The sequence below is a fragment of the Streptomyces longispororuber genome (assembly GCF_024448165.1).
Taxonomy (GTDB): Bacteria; Actinomycetota; Actinomycetes; order Streptomycetales; family Streptomycetaceae; genus Streptomyces; species Streptomyces longispororuber_A.
Window position 1 is genome coordinate 1 of the sequence record NZ_JAMOLN010000063.1, and the last position, 23230, is coordinate 23230.

A 23230-nucleotide genomic window follows, 5' to 3' on the forward strand; every position below is an offset into this window, starting at 1 on the left:
GGGAGCTGGTCGTCGGGCGTCAGCGGCGGGGGGAGGTGGAAGCTTCCCGTCTCCGACATAGAGGGGAGCGGAGCGGGCGTGCCCGGCTCCTGCATCGACTCCTGCACGGGTTCTTGTCGGGCCGGTTCCTGGGCCGGTTCCTGGGCCGGTTCCTGGGCTGGGTCCTGAGCCGGCTCCCGGGCCGGCTTCGGGAGCTGTTCCTGAACCTGGTCCTGGAGCGGTTCCCGGGCCGGCGGCGGCGGCGTGGGCTCGGGCTGCGGCGTGGCGTAGGGCGTGGGGTGCTCGCCCGCGGGGGTCGGACGCGTCGCCGTGGTGTGCACGGGGCGGGCTCGACGGCCGCGGGTGGCGGGGCCGTTCGGACCGAACCCAGGGGGGAGCGGACCGAGTTGATCGAAGACCTCGATCAGCTCGTCGTCGGGGCCGGGCTCGGGCAGCAGCTCCGTGGCCGCGAGGAGGGCCTTGCGGGCGCCGGTGGCGGTGCGGAAGCGGGCATCCGGATCGGGCTGCAGCAGCCCGGCGAGGACACCCCACAGCGGGCCCGGGACGCCTTGCGGTGCGCCGGGAGTGCCGTGGTCCGCGAAGTGCTCGATCAGCGCCTTGGAATCGGGCTTGGCGCCTTCGAGGAGGTAGAGCGCGACGAGTCCCGCGGCGAAGAGGTCGGCGGGGAAGTCGGGCTCCGCGCCCAGGGCCTGCTCGGGCGCGAAGTAACCAGGCGTCCCCACGACGTAGTTGGTCTCCGTGAGACGCGGCTCGCCCTTGCGCATGGCGATGCCGAAGTCCGAGAGGCGCAGGTGCGGCAGGCCGGTGCCGGTGGCCTCGAGCAGGATGTTGGCGGGCTTGATGTCGCGGTGCACGACGCCCTCCGCGTGCACGGCGGTGAGGCCCGACAGGAGCTGGTCGAGCAGGACACAGACGAACTGCGGCGGCAGCGGGCCGTAGTCGCCGATGAGATGGGCCAGCGAGCCGCCCGCGACCAGCTCCATGGTGAACAGGACCTTGTCGTCGTCCGCGGCCCAGCTGGCCGGGGCCAGCACGTGCGGATGATCGATGCGCAGCGCCTGCTCGCGCACGAAGCGCAGCAGCGTGTGGGCGTCGCTCTGCTGGAGGACCTTGGCCGCCACATAGCGGTGGCGCCGGTGGTCCCAGGCGCGCCAGACCGCGCCCACTCCCCCACGGCCGATCGGATCGGCCAGTTCGTACCGGCCGGCGAAGACCTCACCCATGGTTGTGCGTCGCTCCCCTCCCGGGCCCGCGATGCGGAAGGCCCCCTCGGACGTCGCGCAGGGTCCCCCGGTCCACCCCGCGGCCGCCGGCGAGGGCGGCCGCGGAGCAGCACCCGGTGCCGCGTCCCCTCGGGGTCAGCTCTGGTGTGCCTGGTAGTGGGCGACGGCGTCGGAGGTGCGCCCGGCGCCGTACACCCGGAGGAACTCTGCCAGTTCCGGGTGGGTGGGGGCGAGGGAGTCCGCGGCGTCGATGATGTCGCCGGCCGCAGAGACGGAGCGCAGCAGCGACTGGATCTCACGGACGACGCGCTTCACGGTCGGCGCGCCCGAACTGGTCGACGTCTGGCCGGTGTTGGTGAGCATCGACCCGCCCTGCGACTTCTTGATCTCGTCCATGCGCTCGGTGGCCTCGGCCGCGCTGACACTGCCGTCTGCCACCTGGCCCGCCAGGTCCTGCAGCAGCTGCACGCGCTGCACCACGGCCGGGTTGCCGATCTTGGCGCGCTGGCCGCTCATCAGCTGGGACAGCATGGGTGCGGAAAGGCCGAGGACGCCCGCCAGGCGGGCCTGGTTGAGGCCGAGATCCTCGATCAGCCGACGGAAGAGCGCCCCCAGCGGCTCTCCGTACCAGTTCCGCTGGAGCTCCCGGGCTCTTGCGGTAGCTTCCTGCTGTGCGGCGTCCATTGCGTCTCCCCATCGCTTCCCCAAGTACGGTGCTTCGCTGCCGCGAAGCACGTGGGGCATCTTACGGAGAGTGGTCGCCCGCCGGGACCCCCAATCCTTTTGCGGGATACCGGGGGTGACCCGGTACTCTGGTCTGCGGTGCTCGCCCGGGGCGTAGATCTTCCCGTGCGATGCGCTGTTTTCGGGGCCTTAGCTCAGTTGGTAGAGCGCTGTCTTTGCATGGCAGATGTCAGGGGTTCGACTCCCCTAGGCTCCACAGCCCGAAGCCCCTCCGGCCAGGTTCCGTCCTGGTCGGAGGGGCTTCGTCGTTCCTGTGGGCGCCCGGGGTGCGGGCTTCGGCGCGGGGCTCGGCTCAGCGCCTGTCCTCCGGGCCCGCGTCCGCCTCGGCCTCGGCCTGCTTGGCCTGCACCTCGGGGTCGAGGATGGCCTGGCCGCTGCCGTCGACGGAGGTCAGCGGCGTGGAGTCGGGCACCTCGGTGGCGGCCGGCGGCTCGACGAGCCAGTCCGGGTTGGCCTGCTTGTCCCACCACTTCCAGGCGACGAATGCGCCGCCCGCCAGAACTCCGAGGACGGCCAGGCCCTTGGCGAGGCGACCGGCACGTGCCCGGCGCTCGTGCTTGCGGGCGAGCTTGCGGATCTCCTTCGGGGAGACCTGTCCGCGCAGGGCGGCGATGGCGGCCACGCTGCGGGCCGCCGCCTCCTCGCGCACGGGACCGGTCGCGGCCACGGCCTGCTCGATCCGCGGCTTCGAGTACTCGGCGGCCTGGCGGGCAGCGTTCATGGTGCGGACCGCGGCTTCGTGCGCGGCGTGATCGACCTTCGGCGGTACGTGGGTGCGTGCCTGCTCCAGACGCGGAGCGAGGTGGGCGCCGTACTGGACACGCGCCTGCTGGGCTGCCTGCGAGACCTTCGGGCCGAGCACGACGCGGGCGTCGTGCGCGTACTGGGCGGCCCGGTCCTTGGCCGTTTCGGCGTAGGGCGCCACCACTTCCGCGGCGTGCAGCACGCTGTCCTTCGCCGAGCCGGTCGCGGCGCGCACGCTGTCGATGCGGGTCACGGGATCCTCCTCCTCGGTGGCGTACAGGTATTTCACCTTTCCACCCTTTTGCGGATCATGCCTGCCAGAAGAGCCAATGCGGTGGTAAGGCTTGGTAGGACTCAGTAAGGAGCGGTAAGGGGCCTGGCGACGACAATGCCACGGATCGTGGCGGGGCGCGCCTGCTCGGTACCGAGTAGACCGGTTTTCGGTGGCTGAAACCCCGGGTGCCCCGGTCGGTCGGTCGGTGGTGGAAACCCGCGCACAACCCTGACAGGTCCGCCGGGGGCCGCCCCGGCGGAGCCGTGCGAGGATCGGGACGGCACCAGAGTCAACGGAAGGCAGATCGTGGCCGAGCAGCTGTACGCCACCCTCAAGACCAATCAGGGCGACATCGAGGTGCGGCTCCTGCCGAACCACGCTCCGAAGACGGTCAAGAACTTCGTGGAGCTCGCCAAGGGTGAGCGCGAGTGGACCAACCCGGAGACCGGCGAGAAGTCCACGGCCCCGCTCTACGACGGCACGGTCTTCCACCGGGTGATCAGCGGCTTCATGATCCAGGGCGGCGACCCGCTGGGAAACGGCACGGGTGGCCCGGGCTACCAGTTCGAGGACGAGTTCCACCCCGACCTGGCCTTCACCAAGCCGTACCTGCTGGCCATGGCCAACGCCGGGCCGGGGACGAACGGCTCGCAGTTCTTCATCACCGTCTCACCGACCGCCTGGCTGACCCGCAAGCACACCATCTTCGGCGAGGTCGTCGACGAGGCCAGCCAGAAGATCGTGAACGCCATCGCCACCACGCAGACCAATCCGCGCACGGACCGCCCGGTCAGCGACGTGGTCATCGAGTCGGTGACCGTCGAGACCCGGTAAGCCCGGAGGGAACCAATTCGCCCTGCTCGTCCGTAAGGATGGGCGGGGCGCTGTGGTTGTGGGACCCGGCGCCGACGTACTCGTACGAACCGCTCTATCCGAGGGGACGACCGTCATGGACCAGGCGCCCGGCAGCCCGCAGGAACCGCAGGACGCCCAGGGCCTGCCCGGCTGCTACCGGCACCCGGACCGGCAGACGGGAATCCGCTGCACCCGCTGCGAGCGGCCCATCTGTCCGGAGTGCATGGTCAGCGCCTCGGTCGGGTTCCAGTGTCCCGACTGCGTCCGGGGCGGATCGGGGACCGGGCACGCGCCCACCGCGAACCAGCCGCGGACGATGGCCCGGGGCACGGTCGCCACCGACCCCCGCCTGGTCACCAAGGTGCTGGTCGGGATCTGTCTCGCCGCGTTCCTGGTGCAGCTCACGGTCGGGGACCGGTTCACCGACCGGTTCGACATGCTGGGCCGGGCCTGGGTGCCCGGGCTCGGGCTCGAAGGGGTCGCGGAAGGGCAGTGGTACCGGCTGCTGACCGCGATGTTCCTGCACGGCAGCTACATCCACCTGGCCTTCAACATGCTCAGCCTGTGGTGGATCGGCGGTCCGCTGGAGGAGGCGCTCGGCCGGGCCCGCTACCTCGCGCTGTACTTCGTGTCCGGACTCGCGGGCAGCGCGCTCAGCTATCTCCTCGCCGCACCGAACCAGCCGTCGCTCGGTGCCTCCGGAGCGATCTTCGGGCTCTTCGGCGCGACCGCCGTGCTGATGCGCCGGCTCAACTACGACATGCGGCCGGTCATCGCGCTGCTCGTGATCAACCTGATCTTCACGTTCGGCTGGGCGAACATCGCCTGGCAGGCCCACATCGGCGGCCTGGTCGGCGGGCTCGTCGTCGGGTACGCCATGGTGCACGCCCCGCGTGAGCGGCGGGCCCTCATCCAGTACGGGACCTGCGCCGTGGTGCTGCTCGCCGTGCTCGTCACGGTCGTCGTACGGACCGCGCAGCTCACCTGAGCCCGGTATTTCACCGATGATGACCGACGTTGTCCACAGCGTGTGCCGGATCTTGTGCATGCCGTGGGGAACAACTGTGCCCCTTGTCGCTGACCTGGGTTTTCCCAGGAAGGGCAAGGGGCGAACAGGTGGTCGAGCGCGGGGGAGCCAGTCACACCGGCGTCAACACCCAGTGGGTTATCCACAGATCGTCTGACCTTTTCCCCACTGTGGAAAGCCCTGTGGATAACTCAGTGGATAGCTTGGGGCAGAGCTGCTTCCGCGGCTGCTTCCCGGGTTGCTTCCCGAGGGGCTTCCGCGGTCACTTCCACTGCGTGGAGACGCCGAAGCCGGCGGCGATGAAGCCGAATCCCACGACGATGTTCCAGTTGCCGAGGGAATCGATCGGCATGGATCCGTCCGTCACGTAGAAGACGACAATCCAGGCAAGTCCGATCAGGAACATCGCCAGCATCACCGGGGCCACCCAGCCGCGGTTCGTCAGCTTGATGTTCGCGGCCTGCTTCGAGGCGGGCGGCGGCGTGTAATCGGCCTTCTTGCGGATACGTGACTTCGGCACGAGGGTCTCTCCTGTCGATGCGCTGCGTGGCCGCGCAGGGAACGTGGGCTGGCTCCGGAGCAGCGTACAAGTGGAAGTTCAAGGGAATCTGAGCGCTCCCCCGGGCGTCCGTTAGCGTAGTGCTTCCGCGGCGCCGAAGGAGATAAGGGTACGTTGAGCAATTCTGCCGACCCTCGAACCGGGCCTGACAAAGGTTCCGCCCGGGGCCGATTCCGGCCCGTGCGGGTGCTCACAGTGGGCGTTTTCGCCCTCGCCGGGCTCATCTTCTTCACCAGCTTCAATACGGCCAAGGGCACCAATATCCGTACGGATGCGTCCCTTCTGAAGCTCTCCGATCTGATTCAGGAGCGCAGCCACAACAACAAGGAGCTGGAGGAGTCCAACAGCGGTGCGCGCGACGACGTCGAGGCGCTCGCCGAGCGGGACGACGGCTCCACCAAGGCGGAGGACGAGAAGCTGGACGGCCTGGAGAAGGCGTCCGGGACGAAGAAGCTGAAGGGCGAGGGCGTCTCCGTCACGCTCGACGACGCCCCGCCGAACGCCACGGCCAAGCTCCCCGGCTACCCGGAGCCCCAGCCCAACGACCTCGTCATCCACCAGCAGGACCTCCAGGCCGTGGTGAACGCCCTGTGGCACGGCGGCGCCGAGGGCATCAAGGTCATGGACCAGCGCCTCATCTCCACGTCGGCCGTGCGCTGCGTCGGCAACACCCTGATCCTCCAGGGCCGGGTCTACTCGCCCCCGTACAAGATCACGGCCGTCGGTGACCCGGAGAAGCTGAAGGACGCCGTCGCGGCCTCGCCGGAGATCCAGAACTACATGCTCTACGTCAACGCCTACGGGCTCGGCTGGAAAGTCGAGGACGACGGGGCGGTGACTCTTCCCGGCTACTCGGGCACAGTGGATCTCCACTACGCGAAGCCCGTGAACTAGCCGCCAGAAGACACCGGGGGGTGTCGGTGCGAGTCGTCGTCAGGACGTTCAGCGAGCTGTGCATCACCGTCGGCGCCGTGATCGTGCTGTTCGTCGTGTATGTGCTGTTCTGGACCGGGGTGAAGGCCGACAGCGCGATGGACCGGCAGATCGACGTCCTCCAGGACCAGTGGGCGAAGCGGCCCGTCGCGACCGCGACCCCCGCTCCGGACGCCTCGGCGGATCCGTCGACGGACTCCTCGCCGCCGAAGCCGGCCGCGTACCAGGACGGCAAGCCGTTCGCTGTGATGTACATCCCGCGGCTCGGTTTCACGTGGAACAAGCCGGTGCTGGAGGACACGAAGGTCGGGACCCTGAAGAAGGGGCTCGGGCACTACTCCGGCACCGCGCAGCTCGGGCAGAAGGGGAACTTCTCCGTCGCCGGGCACCGGCGCACGTACGGCGACCCGTTCAAGGACTTCCCGAAGCTGCGGCGGGGGGACGCCGTGGTCCTCACGGACGGGACCACCTGGTTCACGTACCTCATCGACACCGGGCCGTACAAGACGGTGCCCAGCGACATCGGCGTCATCGACCCCGTGCCGCGCAAGTCCGGCTACGACGAGCCGGGCCGCTATCTGACCCTGACGACGTGCGAACCCGAGTGGGGTCACAGCCATCGGCTGATCGTCTGGGCGCACCTTGATTCCACTCAGCCTGTGGAGGCAGGGAAACCGGAGGCGTTGCGCCGTTAGTCTGGTGCGGTACGCAGACGGTGTGGAGGGAGCGACCGGCATGTACGGCTGGATCTGGCGGCATCTGCCGGGGAACGCGTGGGTGAGGGCACTGATCTCGTTGGTGCTCGTCCTCGCGGTCGTGTACGTCCTCTTCCAGTACATCTTCCCGTGGGCCGAGCCGCTGCTGCCCTTCAACGACGTGACGGTGGACGGCCAGTGAGTGCGCGCATTCTCGTTGTCGACAACTACGACAGCTTCGTGTTCAACCTCGTCCAGTACCTGTACCAGCTGGGCGCCGAGTGCGAGGTGCTGCGCAACGACGAGGTGACCACCTCGCACGCGCAGGACGGCTTCGACGGCGTGCTGCTCAGCCCGGGTCCCGGCGCCCCCGAACAGGCGGGCGTGTGCATCGAGATGGTCCGGCACTGCGCCGCGACCGGGGTGCCCGTCTTCGGCGTCTGCCTCGGCATGCAGTCGATGCAGGTCGCGTACGGCGGTGTGGTGGGCCGGGCGCCGGAGCTGCTGCACGGCAAGACCTCGCTCGTCCGGCACGGCGGCAAGGGCGTCTTCGCGGGCCTGCCCGACCCGTTCACGGCGACGCGGTACCACTCGCTGGCCGCCGAGCCCGGCACCGTACCGGACGAACTGGAGGTCACGGCGCGGACCGAGGACGGCATCGTCATGGGCCTGCGCCATCGAGAACTGCCCGTCGAGGGCGTCCAGTTCCATCCGGAGTCGGTCCTCACCGAACACGGGCACCTGATGCTGGCGAACTGGCTGGAGGAGTGCGGGGACGCGGGAGCGGTGGCCAGATCGGCCGGGCTCGCGCCCGTGGTGGGCAGGGCCTCGGCGTGACCGCGCTGCGCCCGGAGCAGGACGGGGCAGGTGGGTTCGAGGAGGCCGTACGGCGGCTCGACGACCCGCTGAACGACCCGCTGCCGGGCCGGCACCCGTCACCGTGGTTCCGGGCGGCGGGAGCGGAACCGCAGGAGCAGCCGCAGACGGCGGCTGAGCGCCCGGAGCCCGAGCCCGAGTGGTACGACCCCGAGGGGTACGCGCAGGACTGGTACGGGGCCCAGCAGGGGCCTCGGCCGACGGCGCAGACACCACCACCGGCGCAACCGCACACACAGCCGCAGCCTGAGGCGTATGCGCAGCCTCAGGCACCGACACCGGCACCGACACCGACAGCGGCACCGGTGCCCACACCCGCGCCGCCCCTGGCGCGGGACGACGAGACGGTCGCCCTGCGCACCGCCGACACCCGCCGAATAGCCGAAGCCGGCCAGGAGTCCGCACCCGAATCCGCGCGAGAGCCCGAGCCGGTCGCCACCGGCGGCCGTGCGGCCCGCAGGAAGGCGGCGAAGCGGGGCGGCGGGCGGCACGCGGGGGCGGCGGCCGCGGCACCCGCCGAGAGCGACGACGACCGGCCGCTGAGCCGGGTCGAGGCGCGGCGCGCGGCCAAGGCCCGCAAACCGAGCGCCGGGGTGATCGCGAGCCGGGCGATCGGCGAAGTCTTCATCAGCATCGGGGTGCTGATGCTGCTGTTCGTCACGTACCAGCTCTGGTGGTCGAACATCCGGGCCCACAGCCTCGCGGGGAACGCCCGCCACCACCTCGAGGACGACTGGGCGAGCGGCAAGGGCAAGCCCGACACGTTCCAGCCCGGCCAGGGCTTCGCGATCCTCTACATCCCGCGCCTCGACGTCGTCGTGCCGATCGCGGAGGGCATCAGCAAGCCCAAGGTGCTCGACAAGGGCATGGTCGGGCACTACGGCAAGGACAGCATTCCCACGGCGATGCCGGACGCGAAGCAGGGGAACTTCGCGATCGCCGGGCACCGCAACACCCATGGCGAGCCGTTCCGCTACATCAACCGCCTCGAACCGGGCGATCCGATCGTCGTCGAGACCCAGGACACGTACTACGTGTACAAGATGGCGAGCATCCTTCCGCAGACGCCGCCGTCCAACACGACGGTGCTCAATCCGATCCCGGCGGGCTCCGGATTCACCAAGGCGGGTCGTTACATCACTCTGACGACCTGCACTCCGGAATTCACCAGTACGTATCGAATGATCGTCTGGGGCAAGATGGTCGAGGAGCGCCCGCGCAGCAAGGGGAAGCCGGACGCGCTCGTCGAGTAGGCGTTCACCGGCAGCGGCACTACGGGCACAGGGACGGGGCAAGAGGAAGTGGCAGCGACGACCGACCACGAGGAAGAGGCCGAGCAGAAGGCCCCCTCGCCCCCGCCCCGGCGCGGCCGGATCGCGACCGCGGTCAGCGTCTTCGGCGAACTGCTCATCACGGCGGGCGTGCTCCTGGGCCTGTTCGTCGTCTACTCGCTGTGGTGGACGAACGTGATGGCCGATCGCGCGGCGGACAAGCAGGGCGACAAGGTGCGCGACCACTGGGCCGACAACGCCGGCCCCGGCGCCCTGGACACCAAGGACGGCATCGGGTTCCTGCACGTACCGGCGATGAACAAGGGCGAGGTCCTGGTCGAGAAGGGCACCACGTCGAAGGTGCTCAACGACGGTGTGGCCGGCTACTACACGGACCCCGTGAAGGCGACGCTGCCGACCAGCGGCAAGGACGGCAACTTCTCGCTGGCCGCGCACCGGGACGGGCACGGCGCCAAGTTCCACAACATCGACAAGATCAGCAAGGGTGATCCGATCGTCTTCGAGACGAAGGACAACTGGTACGTCTACAAGGTCTTCAGCATCCTTCCGGAGACCTCGAAGTACAACGTGGACGTCATCGGCCAGGTGCCCAAGGAGTCCGGAGTGAAGAAGGCCGGGAAGTACATCACGCTGACGACCTGCACCCCGGTCTACACCTCGCGCTACCGGTACGTGGTCTGGGGCGAGCTGGAGCGCGTCGAGAAGGTCGACAGCGAGCGGACCCTGCCGAAGGAACTGCGCTAGCGGCCTTTGCCGTACGACGAAAGACCGGAGCCCCGGCCCCCTCTCCAGGGGGCCGGGGCTCCGGTCGTCACCGCTTCGGCTCAGCCGCGCAGGCCGCCGAAGAGGCCGCCGTTGTCGCCGTTGCCGTTCCCTCCGCCGCCCACCGTGGTCAGCGTGACCGTGGTGCTCGCCGGGTCGGACGGGGTGTTGGCCGCCGGGTCCTGGGTGACGACGCGGGCGTCGTCGCTCTGGTCGCTGCCGGCCGCGAACTGGATGTTGGTGAAGCCCGCGTCCTGAAGGATCTTCTTGGCGTCCTTCACCTTCTGGCCCTGCACACCCGGTACCGCGGTCTGCGCGGCCGCCTTGGCGACCTTCAGCTGGACCGTGGAGCCGGGCTCCGCCTGGCTGCTCGCGGCGAGGCTCTGGCTGAAGACCTTGCCGGGCTCGGCCGCGGTGGACTCCTCCTCGGTGCAGCTGGCCTGGAGGTCGCTGTCCTTGAGCTGGGCCGTGGCCTCCTCACAGGTGAGGTTGCCGCCGGAGACGTTCGGGACGGTGACCGTTTCCTTCTTCTTGGCCACGGTCAGGGTGATGGTGCTGCCCTTCTGGACCTCGGTACCGAGCTCGGGGTCCTGGTCGAGGACCGTCCCCGGGTCCTCGGTGGACTCCTTGGACTTGGTCTCGACCGTGAACTGGTACTTGCCGCCCTCGAGCTTGGCCCGCGCGTCGTCGATGTTGTCGCCGATCACGCTGGGCACGGCCACCTTCGGCGCACCCGTCGACATCCGGACCGTGATCGTCTCGTTCTTGCCGAGCTGACCGCTCTTCGGGTCCTGTGTGCAGACGGTCTTGGCCGGCTGGTCCTCACAGGCCATGGGGGTGCCCTTGACGACCTTCAGGTCGACGTTCCCGGCCTTCTTCTCGGCCGCGGCGAACGTCTCGCCCACCAGGTTCGGCACGTCGACCTTGTCGTCGCCCGCGCCGCTGCCGCTGAACGCCCACTTGCCGATCAGGATCGCGCCCACGAGTACCAGGACGCCCGCGAGCACCAGCAGGATCGTCGACGTGCGGTTCTTGCTCTGGCGGCGCCGGTCGGGGCGGTCGTCGTAGCCGTAGCCCCCGTCGTCCGGATTGACCGGGGGCAGCATCGACGTCTGGGCGCCGCCGTTCTGCGGGCGCAGCATCGCCGTCTGCTGGTCATCCGGGTGGCCGCCGTAGCCGACCGCGCCCATGGCGGCCGTGGCCGCGACGGGCTGGCCGTCCAGGCACGCCTCGATGTCGGCGCGCATCTCGTCGGCCGACTGGTAGCGGTAGTCGGGGTCCTTCGTCAGCGCCTTGAGGACGATGGCGTCCATCTCGGGCGTGATCTCGGGGTCGAACACCGACGGCGGCTGCGCCTCTTCCCGCACGTGCTGGTACGCCACCGCGACCGGGGAGTCCCCGACGAACGGCGGACGGACCGTCAGCAGTTCGTACAGGAGGCAGCCGGTCGAGTACAGGTCGGAGCGGGCGTCGACCTGCTCGCCCTTGGCCTGCTCCGGCGAGAGGTACTGGGCCGTGCCGATGACCGCCGCGGTCTGCGTCATCGTCATGCCGGAGTCGCCCATCGCGCGGGCGATGCCGAAGTCCATGACCTTCACCTGGCCGGTGCGGGTCAGCATGACGTTGGCCGGCTTGATGTCGCGGTGGACGATGCCCGCCCGGTGCGAGTACTCCAGGGCCTGGAGGATGCCGACCGTCATCTCCATGGCGCGCTCCGGCAGGAGCTTGCGGCCGGAGTGCAGCAGCTCACGGAGCGTGGAGCCGTCGACGTACTCCATCACGATGTACGGGATGGAGACCCCGTCGACGTAGTCCTCGCCCGTGTCGTAGACCGCCACGATCGCGGGATGGTTGAGCGAGGCGGCCGACTGGGCCTCCCGGCGGAACCGGGCCTGGAACGACGGGTCGCGCGCGAGGTCCACCCGCAGCGTCTTCACCGCCACGGTGCGGCCGAGCCGGGTGTCATGCGCGAGGTAGACCTCCGCCATGCCACCACGGCCGAGCACCTGGCCCAGCTCGTACCGGCCGCCGAGGCGACGCGGCTCTTCCATGGTTACCTACCAGCCCTCTCCGTCGGTCCCGACCGTCCCGTGCGGGGTCGGGCGGTGTGCTGTCCGGGCATACCGTACCCGGCTTGCCCGGCGTGACCTGGCCACCACCGTGACCCGTGACAGGACCGGTATCGCCACGTGCGTCTATGTGAAGAACGGGTGACCGGGGTCACAAGCCTCTGTGAACCCCGGTCACTTCCGTCACTACTTGCTGTTGATGACCGCTTCCATCACGCTCTTCGCGATCGGGGCGGCCAGACCGCCACCGGAGATGTCCTGGCGGCTGGCCTCGCTGTCCTCGACGACCACGGCCACGGCGACCGGGAAGCCCGACGACGTCTTCGCGTAGCTGACGAACCAGGCGTACGGCTTCTCACTGTTGTCGACGCCGTGCTGGGCGGTACCGGTCTTGCCGCCGACCGTGGCGCCCGGGATCCGCGCGTTCTGGCCGGTGCCCTCGTTGACCACCGTCTCCATCATCGACTGGAGGTTCTGCGCGTTCTCCTCGGAGAGCGGCTTGCTCAGCTCCTTCGGCTCCGTCTTCTCGATGGTGTCGAGGTTGGAGGCCTTGAGCTCGTCGACCATGTACGGCTCCATGAGCGTGCCGTCGTTGGCGATCGCGGAGGCGACCATGGCCATCTGCAGCGGGGTGGCCGCGGTGTTGTACTGGCCGATGGACGACAGGGCCGTCTGCGACGGGTTCATGTTGTCGTCGAAGTTCGACGCGTTCGAGCGGACCGGGACGAACTGCTCCTTGTTGAAGCCGAACTTCTCGGCCTCCTCGACCATCTTGTCGTTGCCGAGGTCGGAGCCGATCTTGCCGAAGACGGTGTTGCAGGAGACCTTCAGGGCGACCCGCAGCGTCGCGTCCTCACACGGGATGTTGCCCTCGTTCTTCAGCGGGGTCGTGGTGCCCGGCATGGTCCACGGCAGCGGCGTCTGCGTCTTCTTGTCCGGGGCGTAGTCGCCGCTCTCCAGCGCGGCCGCGGCCGTCACCAGCTTGAACGTCGAACCCGGCGGGTACGTCTCGCGCAGCGCCCGGTTCAGGAGCGGCTTGTCCTTGTCCTTGTCGAGCTTCGCGAACGTCTCGCCGTCCGCGGTCGAGTTCCCGGCGAAGGACGACGGGTCGTACGACGGTGTCGACGCGAGCGCCAGGATCTTGCCGGTGGACGGCTCGATGGCGGCGACGGCTCCCTTGCCGCGGTTCTTCAGGCCGTCGTAGGCGGCCTTCTGCGCGGCGGCGTTGAGGGTGGTGACGACGTTGCCGCCCTCCTTCTTCTTGCCGGTCACCATGTCGAGGGTGTTCCGGAAGAAGAGCCGGTCGTCGTTGCCGGTGAGGATGCCGTCCTCGAGGTTCTCGATCTGGCTGGCGCCGACGACCTGCGAGGCGTAGCCGGTGACGGGCGACCACATGGGTCCGTCCTTCCAGGTCCGCTTGTACTTCAGGTCGGTGCCGGAGGTCGCCTTGGAACCGGTGATGGACTTGCCGTCGACGACGATGTCGCCGCGCGGCGTCGAGTACCGGGCGATGATCACGCGGCGGTTGTCGTCGTCCGAGGCGAGCTGGTCGGCCTTGACGTACTGGAGCCAGTTGTCGCGGATCAGCAGGGTCAGGATCAGGAGTCCGCAGAAGATCGCGATCCGGCGCAGGGGCTTGTTCACGGTCGGACCACCTGGGTCATCTCGGCGTCGGGGCTCGGCGTGGGGCTGGGTGCCGGGCGGCGGGCGGTGTCGCTGATGCGGATCAGGATGCCGATCAGCGCCCAGTTGGCGATGACGGACGAACCGCCGTACGCGAGGAACGGCATCGTCATACCGGTGAGCGGGATGAGGCCCATGACACCGCCCGCGACGACGAACACCTGGAGGGCGAAGGCACCGGACAGACCGACGGCGAGCAGCTTGCCGAACGGGTCGCGGGCCGCGAGCGCGGTGCGCACGCCCCGCTCCACGATCAGCGCGTAGATCAGCAGGAGCGCCATCAGACCGGCCAGCCCCAGCTCCTCGCCGAAGGTGGCGAGGATGAAGTCGGAGTTGGCGGCGAACCGGATCAGCTCGGAGTGGCCCTGGCCCCAGCCGGTGCCGAGGGTGCCGCCGGAGCCGAAGGCCCACAGGGCCTGCATGGCCTGCTCGGAGTGGCCGCCCACACCGGCCCGGCTGAGCGTGTACTCCTTCATCGGGTCGAGCCAGGCGTCGACGCGCTGCTGGATGTGCGGCTCGAAGCTGGCCACACCCACGGCGCCGACCGCGGACATCAGCAGACCGAAGACGATCCAGCTGGTCCGCTCGGTGGCGACGTACAGCATGATGACGAACATTCCGAAGAACAGCAGCGACGTACCGAGGTCGGTCTCGAAGACCAGGATGAGGATCGAGATCCCCCAGACCACGAGGATCGGACCGAGGTCGCGGCCGCGCGGCAGGTACAGGCCCATGAAGCGGCGCGAGGCGAGCGCCAGGGCGTCCCGCTTCACCATCAGGTAACCGGCGAAGAAGACCGCGAGCACGATCTTCGCGAACTCACCGGGCTGGATGGAGAACGAGCCGACGTGGATCCAGATCTTGGCGCCGTAGAGGTTCACGCCCAGGCCCGGCACCAGCGGCAGCAGCAGCAGGACGATCGCGCCGAGCATCGAGATGTACGTGTAGCGCTGCAGGACGCGGTGGTCCTTCAGGAAGAACAGCACGGCGATGAAGAGCGCGATGCCGATCGCCGTGTACATGAGCTGCTTGGGCGCGGCGCTGCCCGCCTGGCCGATCGACTGCAGCAGCTCGGACTGGTCGAGCCGCCAGATGACGACCAGGCCCAGACCGTTGAGGAGCGTGGCCAGCGGCAGCAGCAGCGGGTCCGCGTACGCCGCGAACTTGCGCACCACGAGGTGGGCGACGCCGGCGAGCAGGCCGAGGCCCAGGCCGTAGCCGAGCAGGCCGGCCGGCAGCGAGCCGTCGAGGGCCAGGCCCACGTTGGCGTACGCGAAGACGGGGATGACCACGGCGAACACCAGCAGCATGAGCTCGGTGTTGCGCCGGCTGGGCGCGCCGATGGCGCCGATGGTCGACGTATGGGTCGTGGAACTACTACTCATGGCGTGCTGAGGCCCCCAACGGCTCTACTGCTGTGCGCACGCCTTGGCCAGCTGCTGCTCTTCCTCGGAGAGAGTGGGGCCAGGGGTGGGCGTGGGAGATGACGGTGACTTGGCCTTGCCGGACGGCGAGTTCGACGGGTTCGGCGTGGGGGTCTCCGAACGGAACGACGCCTTGGAGGCGGTGCCCCCGGTCGTCGTGCCGCCGGCTTCGCCCTCGCCGGTCTTCGCGTTCTTCTCGCTCTCGGCCTGCTGCCGCTCGGCCTGCTTCTTGCACGCGTTGGCCTGCGCGGACAGCTCGTCGATCTTGTCCTGGGCGGCCGCGAGGTCGCCCTCGGCGATCGTGGCCTCGACCTGCTTCTGCTGGTACGGAGGCAGGTACTTGAGCTCGATCTCCGGGTGGTCCTTCTCCACCTCGGACAGGCTCACCCAGGCGAGATCCTGGTTGATGCCGCGGTAGAGCGCGACGTGCTCGTCGTTCGAGCCGACGAAGTACTGGGTCTGCGTCCAGCGGTAACCGCCGTACAGGCCACCGCCGATGACGGCGAGCGCGAGCACGGTGTACACGGATCTCTTGAGCCACTTGCGGCCGCGGCGCGGCTTCACGAAGTCGTCGTCCGCGTACGCGCCGAAGCCCCCCTCGGGTGCGTAGCCGGTGGTGTCGCCGCTGCCGGGCGGGCCGAACTCGCCGCCACCGCCCTGGCCGGGGACCGGCCTGCCGAGCCCGGCGGCACGGCCCGCGGGGGTGTCCATGCCGCCGTTGTCGTGCAGCTGGTGCTGGTTCTCGGCGACCGCGCCGACGATGACCGGGGCGTCCGAGATCTGGCCGGCGAGGGTGTCGCCGCTGTCGATGTCGAGGACGTCCGCGACGATCACGGTGATGTTGTCGGGGCCGCCGCCGCGCAGCGCCAGCTGGATCAGGTCCTGGACCGTCTCCTGCGGGCCCTGGTAGCTGGCGAGCGTCTCCTCCATCGTCTGGTGGGAGACGACGCCGGACAGGCCGTCCGAGCAGATCAGGTACCGGTCGCCGGCCCGCACCTCACGGATGGAGAGGTCGGGCTCGACGTGGTCGCCGCTGCCCAGCGCGCGCATCAGCAGCGAGCGCTGCGGGTGCGTGGTGGCCTCTTCCTCGGTGATGCGGCCCTCGTCGACGAGGCGCTGCACCCACGTGTGGTCCTGCGTGATCTGCGTGAGGACGCCGTCCCGCAGCAGATAGGCGCGCGAGTCCCCCACGTGTACGAGACCGAGTCGCTGCCCCGTCCACAGGAGGGCGGTGAGCGTGGTCCCCATGCCCTCGAGCTGGGGGTCCTCCTCGACCATCATGCGCAGCTGGTCGTTGGCCCGCTGAACGGCGGTGCCGAGCGACGTCAGGATGTCGGATCCCGGTACGTCGTCGTCGAGCGCGACGATGGTCGAGATCACCTCGGACGAGGCGACCTCACCGGCGGCCTGGCCGCCCATGCCGTCGGCGATCGCGAGCAGCCGCGGACCGGCGTAGCCGGAGTCCTCGTTGCCCTCGCGGATCATGCCTTTGTGCGATCCGGCGGCGAAGCGCAGTGACAGACTCATGCGCACCTCGCCCGTCGGCTCCGGGTACATCCGCACGGTGCCCACCCTCCGGTCGGGAGCGCGCCGGTGTCCGTCGTCCGGACCGCCGCGTCGGCTCGCTCGCTCCGCTCGCGCTCATTCATGATGTAGCACTACTTCCGCAGCTCGATGACGGTCTTGCCGATGCGGATCGGTGCCCCCAGCGGGATCGGCGTGGGAGTCGTGAGGCGGGTCCGGTCGAGATACGTGCCGTTGGTGGACCCGAGATCCTCGACGATCCACTGGCCGTCCCGGTCCGGATAGATCCTGGCGTGCCTGCTGGACGCGTAGTCGTCGTCCAGCACGATCGTGCTGTCGTGGGCACGGCCGAGCGAGATGGTCTGCCCCTGCAGCGCCACCGTCGTCCCCGTGAGGGTGCCCTCGGAGACGACCAGCTTGCTGGGGGCGCCACGGCGCTGGCGGCCGCCGCCCGACTGCTGCTGGCGCTGCTGCGGAGGCGCGGACTGGCGTGCGGCCTGCTGCTGCGGCCGCCCGCCCTCACGCCGTGCGCCGCGCTGTGTGACGCGCGTTCCGAACAGGTCGCTGCGGATGACCTGGACGGCCACGATCACGAACAGCCACAGAACGGCCAGGAAACCCAGCCGCATGACCGTCAGGGTCAGCTCTGACATTGCCCCCGCTTCACCCTTCGGCTTGCCGGTAAACGATGGTGGTGGAGCCCACGACGATCCGCGAGCCGTCGCGGAGCGTAGCGCGGGTGGTGTGCTGCCCGTCCACCACGATCCCGTTGGTGGACCCGAGGTCCTGGATCGTCGAGGGCGTGCCGGTGCGGATCTCGCAGTGCCGGCGAGAGACGCCGGGGTCGTCGATCCGCACGTCGGCCTCGGTGGACCGGCCGAGCACGAGGGTGGGGCGGGAGATCTGGTGCCGGGTCCCGTTGATCTCGATCCAGTGCCGCACGCGGGCGCCCGGCATCGGGCTCGCGCCGGGGCGCTGGGCCGCCGCTGCCGGGGCCTGCGGAGGCCGGCCGGGAGGCGGGCCCGCGGGCATCGGCGGGGCCGCGGTGGGCTGCGGGTAGCCGTAGCCGCCGGGCGCCTGGTTGGGACGGGCCGCCGTGGGGCGCTCGGGGCGCTCCTGGCTGGTGGACGAGGCGAGGGTGCGGCTGCGCACGCGGTACAGACCCGTGTCCAGGTCCTCCGCCTTCTCCAGGTGCACCTTGATGGGGCCCATGAAGCTGTAGCGCTGCTGCTTCGCGTAGTCGCGCACCATGCCCGACAGTTCGTCGCCGAGCTGTCCCGAGTAGGGGCTCAGGCGCTCGTAGTCGGGCGCGCTGAGCTCCACGATGAAGTCATTGGGGACGACCGTCCGCTCGCGGTTCCAGATCGTCGCGTTGTTGTCGCACTCGCGCTGCAGCGCGCCCGCGATCTCGACGGGCTGGACCTCGGACTTGAAGACCTTGGCGAAGGTGCCGTTGACCAGACCCTCGAGACGCTGCTCGAACTTCTTCATGACTCCCATGGGGCACCTCCTCCTTCGTGGCCGTCCTGCTCGCCGTGGTTCGCCTGCTCTGGTTCTTCCTCGTACTGCTTACTGATCGTATCCACGCGTCGGGAAATCGGCTGGTTCCCCCTGTCCGCCCGCTCGATGAGTGTCGACGCTCACAGCCCCTCTCGCGGCCCCTCTTGTGAGGGATCGTAGAGGTGGCCTCAGGACAGTGTCCCGTACGCGGCTGTGGACGGGACGGCCTCCGGCAGGACCGGGACAGGACCGTGGCCGGGGCGCGACGCGGCGGTGCCGTTCGTGCGGGGGTGTGCCGAGGTACGTCGGGTCAGGTGCCCGGCCGGGGGCCCCGGAAACGGATGTGAATCCACCCTCCGCAGCGTGCTAATCTTCTGGATGTCGGAAGGCGCTCACCCCGAAAGGGCGAGGGGCCGGAAGACACACCCAATGCGCGGGTGGCGGAATAGGCAGACGCGCTGGATTCAGGTTCCAGTGCCCGCAAGGGCGTGGGGGTTCAACTCCCCCCTCGCGCACAGCGAAAAGCCCCGCAGATCTTCGGATCTGCGGGGCTTTTGCGTTCCCCGGGAAGCCCGTGGGGCGTGCACGGCGAAGGGCGCCGCAGGCCGATGGCCTGTGGCGCCCTTGTGCGTGCGCGGTGCGTTCCCTGTGGGTTATGTCACCTTCACGCCGCCGCCGTCACGCGGCGGTGCGGGCGGCGATCTCCTTGCCCTTCACGCGGGCGTCCTGGAGAGCCTTCTCACGGGAGGCCTCGTAGAGCGGGACGAGTTCGGCCATCGCCGGGTTGACGGGGGCCATGGTCAGCTCCGGGACGATGAAGTCGAGTTCGAGGCCGAGGGAGTCGCGCAGGATCGCGGTGAGGAAGTTCTGCACGTACTCCATGCCCTCGCGCGGGGTGCCCGGGGCGTACGAGCCGCCGCGGCTGGCGACGACGGTGACCGGGGTGCCCTTGGCGGACGGGGTCTCCACGCCCGCGGTGCGGCCCATCAGGATCACGTTGTCCAGCCACGCCTTGAGGGTGGAGGGCACCGAGAAGTTGTACATGGGGGCGCCGATGAGGATCGCGTCCGCGTTCTCCACCTCCTCGATCAGCCGCACGCGCTCGGCGAAGGCGGCGGCCTGCTCCGGGGTGTGCGTGGCCGGGTCGGCGAAGCCCGCGAGGTGGACGTCGGCGGTGATGTGCGGCACCGGGTCCGCCGCGAGATCCCGGTAGACGACCGTGCCTTCGGGGTGCTGCTCCAGCCAGGCCTGGCGGAAGGCGTCCGTGACGGGGCGCGAGGCGGAGGCGGGACCGGCGAAGACGGACGAGTCGATGTGCAGCAGCGTGGCCATGGTTTCTCCCTTGAGAACGCTAGGGGCGCACCCTGGGCGCCGGTCTAGCCATTTCGTATGTAGCTAGTAATAACACAGGGGCTTACTTTTTTTCATCCCCGTACGGGAGCGCAGTACTCTGGACCCATGGCGGGCAACGCGGAAGACAGGAACGGGACGGGCACGGGCGCTGCCGTGGCCCACGGTCCTCAGGCGTGTTCGACGGTCGACATCGGGATGACGCGCGTCTTCGGGCTGCTGGGGAAGCGGTGGTCGGGGCTCGTCGTGGCCGCGCTGATGCAGGGCCCCGTGCACTTCGCGGACCTGCGCCGGGCCATCCCCGGGATCAGCGAGCGCATGCTGTCCGACCGGCTCACGGAGCTGGGCGCGGCCGGGCTCGTCGTGCGCCAGGTCGACGAGGGGCCGCCGCTGCGCGTCTCCTACCGGCTCACGGCGGCGGGCGCCGCGCTCGGACCCTCGCTGCAGGAGCTGGGGAACTGGGCGGAGAAGTACCTCGGCGCCGAGGGCGGGACGTGCCCGGAGGAGTTCCGGAAGTGACGCTCCCGCACGTGATCGACATCACCTGAGGCGGTACGGTCGGGACCGGTCACAGCGGTGGGCGTGCACGGCTCCGTAGGACGGGGCGGGGGAGGCGGTCGGCATGGGCGGACTCGGTGAATCGGTGGTGGCTCTGCCGCGCCAGGGCGGCGGGGACGGCGGGCCGCGGGACGCGCGGCGGCTGCCCCGGGTGCCGGGGTTCGCGGCGGTTCCCGGCGCCTCCGGCGGGTCGGCGGACGCGCACGGTGCGGCGGTCTCGTCGAAGGCGGCCGGCAAGGCGCTGCGCGGGCGGGTGCCCCGGGCCTCGCACGCCGACTTCGCGCTGGGCGCCGACCGGCCGGACGCCGTCGCCGCCGTCGAGGAGTCCAACCGCGGCCGGATCGACGAGCTGACCCCGATCCGCGTCGGGCGGATGGCCGCCACCCCCTTCGCCTTCCTGCGCGGGTCCGCCGGGCTGATGGCGTACGACCTGGTGCGCACGCCGCTGACCGGCATCGGCGCGCAGATCTGCGGCGACGCCCACGCGGCCAACTTCGGTCTGTACGGCGACGCCCGCGGCGGCCTCGTCATCGACCTCAACGACTTCGACGAGACCGTGCACGGCCCCTGGGAATGGGACGTGAAGCGGCTCGCCACCTCGCTCGTGCTCGCCGGGCGGGAGGCCGGTGCGGACGAGGACACCTGCCGCAGGGCCGCGCACGACACCGTGGGCTCCTACCGGCGGACCATGCGGCTGCTCGCGAAGCTGTCCGCGCTCGACGCGTGGAACGCCATCGCGGACGAGGAGCTCGTCTCCCACACCGACGCGCACGATCTGCTCGGCACCCTGGAGCGGGTCTCCGAGAAGGCGCGGCACAACACCAGCGGCCGGTTCGCCGCCAAGTCCACGGAGGCCGTGGCGGGCGGCGGGCGGCGGTTCGTGGACGCGCCGCCGGTGCTGCGCCGGATCGCCGGCGACGAGGCGGCCGCCGTCGCCGGGGCGCTCGCCGGGTATCTGGACACGCTGTCCGAGGACCGGCTGCCGCTCCTGGCCCGGTACGCGATCCACGACGTGGCGTTCCGCGTCGTGGGCACCGGCAGTGTGGGCACGCGGTCGTACGTGGTGCTGCTGCTCGACCACCGCGGCGAGCCGCTCGTGCTGCAGGTGAAGGAGGCGCGGCCGTCGGCGCTGCTGCCGCACCTGGCCGCGGCCGGGTTCGAGGCGCCGGCCGTCGAGCACGAGGGGCGGCGCGTGGTGCTCGGGCAGAAGCGGATGCAGGTGGTCAGCGACATCCTGCTCGGCTGGACCACGGTCGGCGAACGGCCTTTCCAGGTCCGCCAGTTCAGGAACCGCAAGGGCAGCGTCGACCCGGCCGCGCTCGCCGCCGACCAGGTCGACGACTACGCCCGGATGACGGGTGCGCTGCTCGCCCGCGCCCACGCGCACAGCGCCGACCCGCGGCTGATCGCCGGGTACTGCGGCAAGAACGAGGAGCTCGACGAGGCGGTGGCCGCCTTCGCCGTGACGTACGCGGACCGGACCGAGGCGGATCACGCGGAGCTGGTGCGGGCCGTGCGGGACGGCCGGGTGGCGGCGGAGGCCGGGGTGTGAGTCCCGTCCTCGGGGCGGCCGTCCCCGGCGCCCGGTCGGCGCGGGGAGGGCCCCCTGGGGCGTGCCCTAGGCTGGACGGGTGACGACCCCGGAGAGCGATGTGGCAGAGCAGCCGGAGCAGCCGGAACATCCGGAGGAGCGGCCGGGGCGGCTCGGGCAGCCCGAGCGGTCCGAGCAGCCGGGGCAACCGGCGGAGCAGCCCCGGGAGCGCCTCAAGGACCGCCTGAAGGAGCGCCTCGAACAGCGTGCCGAGGAGCGGGCTGCCGAGGAGCGGGCGGCTGACGCGGAGTCTTCCGGTGCGGCCGACCTGAGCGGTGCGGCCGAGTCGGGCGATGCGGCTGAGCAGGGCGGTGCGGCCGAGCAGGCTGCCGGGGAGTCGGCTCAGGGTGCGGTCGCGGAGCCCGTTCGGGAGCGGGCCGAGGAGCGGCTGGAGCGGGCCGTGCGGGCCGCCGAGCAGGCGCTGATCGAGTTCGAGATCGCCGTGGAGACCTTCCGGGTCGAGGTGGAGAACTTCTCGCGGATCCACCACCAGAAGCTCGGGCCGATGTACACGCGCCTCGACGAGCTGGAGGCGCTGATCGCGGAGGCCACGGCCGCGCGCACCGGCGATCCGGAGGACCGGCGCAAGGCGGACGAGGCGCGGTCCCGGGTGATGCCGATGCCGGGCGTCGAGGAGCTCTTCCACGGGTGGATGGACGGGGACGGGCTGTTCCCGGAGGCCGCCGCGATGCTGACCGAGCAGCCGGTGCGGCCGCCGCAGCGGGTGCGGCCCAGCGACGAGGCCCGCAAGCTCTACCGCGAGCTGGCCCGCAAGGCGCACCCGGATCTGGCGCAGGACGACAAGGAGCGGGCCCGGCGCGACGAGTTCATCGCTCGGGTCAACGCGGCGTACGGGCGCGGTGACGAGACGCTGCTGCGCGAGCTCGCCGCGGAGTGGGCCGCGGGCCCGGTGCCGCCCGAGCGGCAGCCGTCGCCCAGCGAGGAGCTGTACGCCCGCCTGGAGTGGCTCGCCCAGCGCAAGGAACTGCTCACGGCGGTCGCGCGGGAGCTGGAGGAGAGCGCCATCGGCTCGATGCTGCGGATGGCGCCGGACGACCCGGACACGCTGCTCGACGAGATCGCCGAGCAGCTGCTCGCGCAGGTCGCCGAGCGGGAGGCCGAGCTGGAGCGGCTGACCGCGTCCTGAGGCGGTGCGTGCCTCGGGTAGCGTCGGGGGCATGGTTTTCGGTTCTGGTGTGCCCACGATCGGTGTCGACGAGCTCAAGGACGGCGACTTCCTCCTCGATGTGCGGGAGGACGACGAGTGGCAGGCGGGTCATGCCGCCGCCGCCCTGCACATCCCCATGAGTGAGTTCGTCGCGCGCTACGGCGAGCTGACCGAGGCCGCCCCGCAGGACGGCCGGGTCAACGTGGTCTGCCGGGTCGGCGGCCGCTCCGCCCAGGTGACGCAGTACCTGCTGCAGCAGGGCGTCGACGCGGTGAACGTGGCGGGCGGCATGCAGGCGTGGGAAGCGGCCGGCCGTCCGGTCGTGGACGACAAGGGACAGCCGGGCGCCGTCGTCTAGGACCCGCTCAGCCTCCCGACC

23 protein-coding genes and 2 tRNA genes are annotated in these 23230 nt (G+C 70.3%); 14 read left to right on the forward strand and 11 right to left on the reverse strand.

Features of this window, described 5'->3' with window-relative positions:
- Positions 1-1223, reverse strand: a 1223-nt coding sequence (locus M4J07_RS19060; RefSeq protein ID WP_255973461.1) for a serine/threonine-protein kinase, incomplete at its 3' end; no start/stop codon positions are given.
- A 135-nt stretch (positions 1224-1358) separates the two neighbouring features.
- Complete coding sequence (locus tag M4J07_RS19065; RefSeq protein WP_255973463.1) at positions 1359-1907, reverse strand: helix-turn-helix domain-containing protein; 549 nt, start codon at positions 1905-1907, stop codon at positions 1359-1361.
- Positions 1908-2090: 183 nt separating this feature from the next.
- Between M4J07_RS19065 and M4J07_RS19070 the strand changes: the two genes are divergently transcribed.
- Positions 2091-2163: transfer RNA gene (locus M4J07_RS19070), tRNA-Ala, on the forward strand.
- A gap of 96 nt (positions 2164-2259) precedes the next feature.
- Here M4J07_RS19070 and M4J07_RS19075 read toward each other — a convergent pair.
- Positions 2260-2964 carry a DUF5324 family protein gene (locus M4J07_RS19075; protein ID WP_255973529.1) on the reverse strand — a complete coding sequence of 235 codons (705 nt, stop codon included), beginning with the start codon at positions 2962-2964 and terminating at the stop codon, positions 2260-2262.
- A 327-nt stretch (positions 2965-3291) separates the two neighbouring features.
- Here M4J07_RS19075 and M4J07_RS19080 point away from each other — a divergent pair, with 327 nt between their 5' ends.
- Together M4J07_RS19080 and M4J07_RS19085 are read left to right on the forward strand one after the other, a co-directional pair.
- Positions 3292-3819, forward strand: a complete 528-nt coding sequence (locus M4J07_RS19080; RefSeq protein WP_255973465.1) for a peptidylprolyl isomerase — start codon at positions 3292-3294, stop codon at positions 3817-3819.
- 115 nt (positions 3820-3934) lie between these two features.
- Positions 3935-4828: a rhomboid family intramembrane serine protease gene (locus tag M4J07_RS19085; protein WP_255973467.1), complete on the forward strand. Its 894-nt coding sequence runs from the start codon at positions 3935-3937 to the stop codon at positions 4826-4828.
- A 301-nt stretch (positions 4829-5129) separates the two neighbouring features.
- Here the strand turns inward: M4J07_RS19085 and crgA are convergent, their stop codons facing one another.
- A complete protein-coding gene (crgA, locus tag M4J07_RS19090) occupies positions 5130-5387 on the reverse strand; it encodes a cell division protein CrgA (protein WP_255973469.1) in 258 nt (85 codons plus the stop codon).
- A gap of 153 nt (positions 5388-5540) precedes the next feature.
- On the opposite strand from crgA, the gene M4J07_RS19095 reads away from it, so the two are divergent.
- Genes M4J07_RS19095 through M4J07_RS19120 form a run of 6 tightly spaced genes read left to right on the forward strand, consistent with a single transcriptional unit; the run spans position 5541 to position 9966 of the window.
- Positions 5541-6320 carry a DUF881 domain-containing protein gene (locus M4J07_RS19095; protein ID WP_255973471.1) on the forward strand — a complete coding sequence of 260 codons (780 nt, stop codon included), beginning with the start codon at positions 5541-5543 and terminating at the stop codon, positions 6318-6320.
- Positions 6321-6346: 26 nt separating this feature from the next.
- Positions 6347-7054 (forward strand): class E sortase, encoded by a 708-nt coding sequence (locus M4J07_RS19100; protein ID WP_255973531.1) that lies wholly within the window; start codon positions 6347-6349, stop codon positions 7052-7054.
- Positions 7055-7076: 22 nt separating this feature from the next.
- Complete coding sequence (locus M4J07_RS19105; protein ID WP_255973540.1) at positions 7077-7256, forward strand: hypothetical protein; 180 nt, start codon at positions 7077-7079, stop codon at positions 7254-7256.
- Positions 7253-7891, forward strand: coding sequence for an aminodeoxychorismate/anthranilate synthase component II (locus M4J07_RS19110; protein WP_255973473.1), 639 nt, complete (start codon positions 7253-7255; stop codon positions 7889-7891). The genes M4J07_RS19105 and M4J07_RS19110 overlap by 4 nt, the downstream gene beginning before the upstream one ends.
- Positions 7888-9183, forward strand: coding sequence for a class E sortase (locus M4J07_RS19115; protein WP_255973475.1), 1296 nt, complete (start codon positions 7888-7890; stop codon positions 9181-9183). The genes M4J07_RS19110 and M4J07_RS19115 overlap by 4 nt, the downstream gene beginning before the upstream one ends.
- Positions 9184-9231: 48 nt before the next feature.
- Positions 9232-9966, forward strand: a complete 735-nt coding sequence (locus M4J07_RS19120) for a class E sortase (RefSeq protein WP_255973477.1) — start codon at positions 9232-9234, stop codon at positions 9964-9966.
- An 80-nt stretch (positions 9967-10046) separates the two neighbouring features.
- Here the strand turns inward: M4J07_RS19120 and pknB are convergent, their stop codons facing one another.
- The 6 genes from pknB to M4J07_RS19150 form a co-directional block, all read right to left on the reverse strand.
- A complete protein-coding gene (gene pknB / locus M4J07_RS19125) occupies positions 10047-12035 on the reverse strand; it encodes a Stk1 family PASTA domain-containing Ser/Thr kinase (RefSeq protein WP_255973479.1) in 1989 nt (662 codons plus the stop codon).
- Positions 12036-12239: 204 nt separating this feature from the next.
- Positions 12240-13697 (reverse strand): peptidoglycan D,D-transpeptidase FtsI family protein, encoded by a 1458-nt coding sequence (locus tag M4J07_RS19130; protein ID WP_255973481.1) that lies wholly within the window; start codon positions 13695-13697, stop codon positions 12240-12242.
- Positions 13694-15121 carry an FtsW/RodA/SpoVE family cell cycle protein gene (locus M4J07_RS19135; protein WP_255973483.1) on the reverse strand — a complete coding sequence of 476 codons (1428 nt, stop codon included), beginning with the start codon at positions 15119-15121 and terminating at the stop codon, positions 13694-13696. The genes M4J07_RS19130 and M4J07_RS19135 overlap by 4 nt, the downstream gene beginning before the upstream one ends.
- A 24-nt stretch (positions 15122-15145) precedes the next feature.
- Entirely contained in the window at positions 15146-16687 is a 1542-nt protein-coding gene (locus M4J07_RS19140) for a Stp1/IreP family PP2C-type Ser/Thr phosphatase (protein ID WP_255973485.1), read from the reverse strand.
- Positions 16688-16818: 131 nt separating this feature from the next.
- Positions 16819-17337: an FHA domain-containing protein FhaB/FipA gene (locus tag M4J07_RS19145; protein ID WP_255973487.1), complete on the reverse strand. Its 519-nt coding sequence runs from the start codon at positions 17335-17337 to the stop codon at positions 16819-16821.
- Positions 17338-17347: 10 nt separating this feature from the next.
- Complete coding sequence (locus M4J07_RS19150; RefSeq protein ID WP_255973489.1) at positions 17348-18184, reverse strand: FhaA domain-containing protein; 837 nt, start codon at positions 18182-18184, stop codon at positions 17348-17350.
- Between the two features lie 431 nt (positions 18185-18615).
- Between M4J07_RS19150 and M4J07_RS19155 the strand changes: the two genes are divergently transcribed.
- Positions 18616-18699 (forward strand) — tRNA-Leu (locus M4J07_RS19155).
- Between the two features lie 163 nt (positions 18700-18862).
- On the opposite strand, the gene M4J07_RS19160 is transcribed toward M4J07_RS19155, so the two are convergent.
- Entirely contained in the window at positions 18863-19516 is a 654-nt protein-coding gene (locus tag M4J07_RS19160; protein WP_255973491.1) for an FMN-dependent NADH-azoreductase, read from the reverse strand.
- A 126-nt stretch (positions 19517-19642) separates the two neighbouring features.
- Here M4J07_RS19160 and M4J07_RS19165 point away from each other — a divergent pair, with 126 nt between their 5' ends.
- From M4J07_RS19165 to M4J07_RS19180, 4 genes are all read left to right on the forward strand, one after another.
- Entirely contained in the window at positions 19643-20053 is a 411-nt protein-coding gene (locus M4J07_RS19165; RefSeq protein WP_374215058.1) for a winged helix-turn-helix transcriptional regulator, read from the forward strand.
- 103 nt (positions 20054-20156) lie between these two features.
- The gene (locus tag M4J07_RS19170) at positions 20157-21644 is read left to right on the forward strand and encodes a DUF2252 domain-containing protein (RefSeq protein WP_255973493.1); all 1488 of its coding nucleotides are present in this window, start codon (positions 20157-20159) and stop codon (positions 21642-21644) included.
- 307 nt (positions 21645-21951) lie between these two features.
- On the forward strand, positions 21952-22830 hold the full coding sequence (locus M4J07_RS19175; RefSeq protein WP_255973534.1) for a J domain-containing protein: 879 nt from the start codon (positions 21952-21954) through the stop codon (positions 22828-22830).
- A gap of 31 nt (positions 22831-22861) precedes the next feature.
- Positions 22862-23209, forward strand: a complete 348-nt coding sequence (locus M4J07_RS19180) for a rhodanese-like domain-containing protein (protein WP_255973495.1) — start codon at positions 22862-22864, stop codon at positions 23207-23209.
- The last annotated feature ends 21 nt before the right edge of the window (positions 23210-23230 follow it).

Bases quoted from the DNA above. Each gene is read 5' to 3' on its own strand.
- M4J07_RS19140 (WP_255973485.1), bottom strand. From the start codon at position 16,687: ATGAGTCTGTCACTGCGCTTCGCCGCCGGATCGCACAAAGGCATGATC.
- M4J07_RS19160 (WP_255973491.1), bottom strand. From the start codon at position 19,516: ATGGCCACGCTGCTGCACATCGACTCGTCCGTCTTCGCCGGTCCCGCC.
- M4J07_RS19170 (WP_255973493.1), top strand. From the start codon at position 20,157: ATGGGCGGACTCGGTGAATCGGTGGTGGCTCTGCCGCGCCAGGGCGGC.
- M4J07_RS19065 (WP_255973463.1), bottom strand. From the start codon at position 1,907: ATGGACGCCGCACAGCAGGAAGCTACCGCAAGAGCCCGGGAGCTCCAG.
- M4J07_RS19145 (WP_255973487.1), bottom strand. From the start codon at position 17,337: ATGTCAGAGCTGACCCTGACGGTCATGCGGCTGGGTTTCCTGGCCGTT.
- M4J07_RS19180 (WP_255973495.1), top strand. From the start codon at position 22,862: ATGGTTTTCGGTTCTGGTGTGCCCACGATCGGTGTCGACGAGCTCAAG.
- M4J07_RS19085 (WP_255973467.1), top strand. From the start codon at position 3,935: ATGGACCAGGCGCCCGGCAGCCCGCAGGAACCGCAGGACGCCCAGGGC.
- M4J07_RS19165 (WP_374215058.1), top strand. From the start codon at position 19,643: ATGGCGGGCAACGCGGAAGACAGGAACGGGACGGGCACGGGCGCTGCC.
- M4J07_RS19150 (WP_255973489.1), bottom strand. From the start codon at position 18,184: ATGGGAGTCATGAAGAAGTTCGAGCAGCGTCTCGAGGGTCTGGTCAAC.
- M4J07_RS19135 (WP_255973483.1), bottom strand. From the start codon at position 15,121: ATGAGTAGTAGTTCCACGACCCATACGTCGACCATCGGCGCCATCGGC.
- pknB (WP_255973479.1), bottom strand. From the start codon at position 12,035: ATGGAAGAGCCGCGTCGCCTCGGCGGCCGGTACGAGCTGGGCCAGGTG.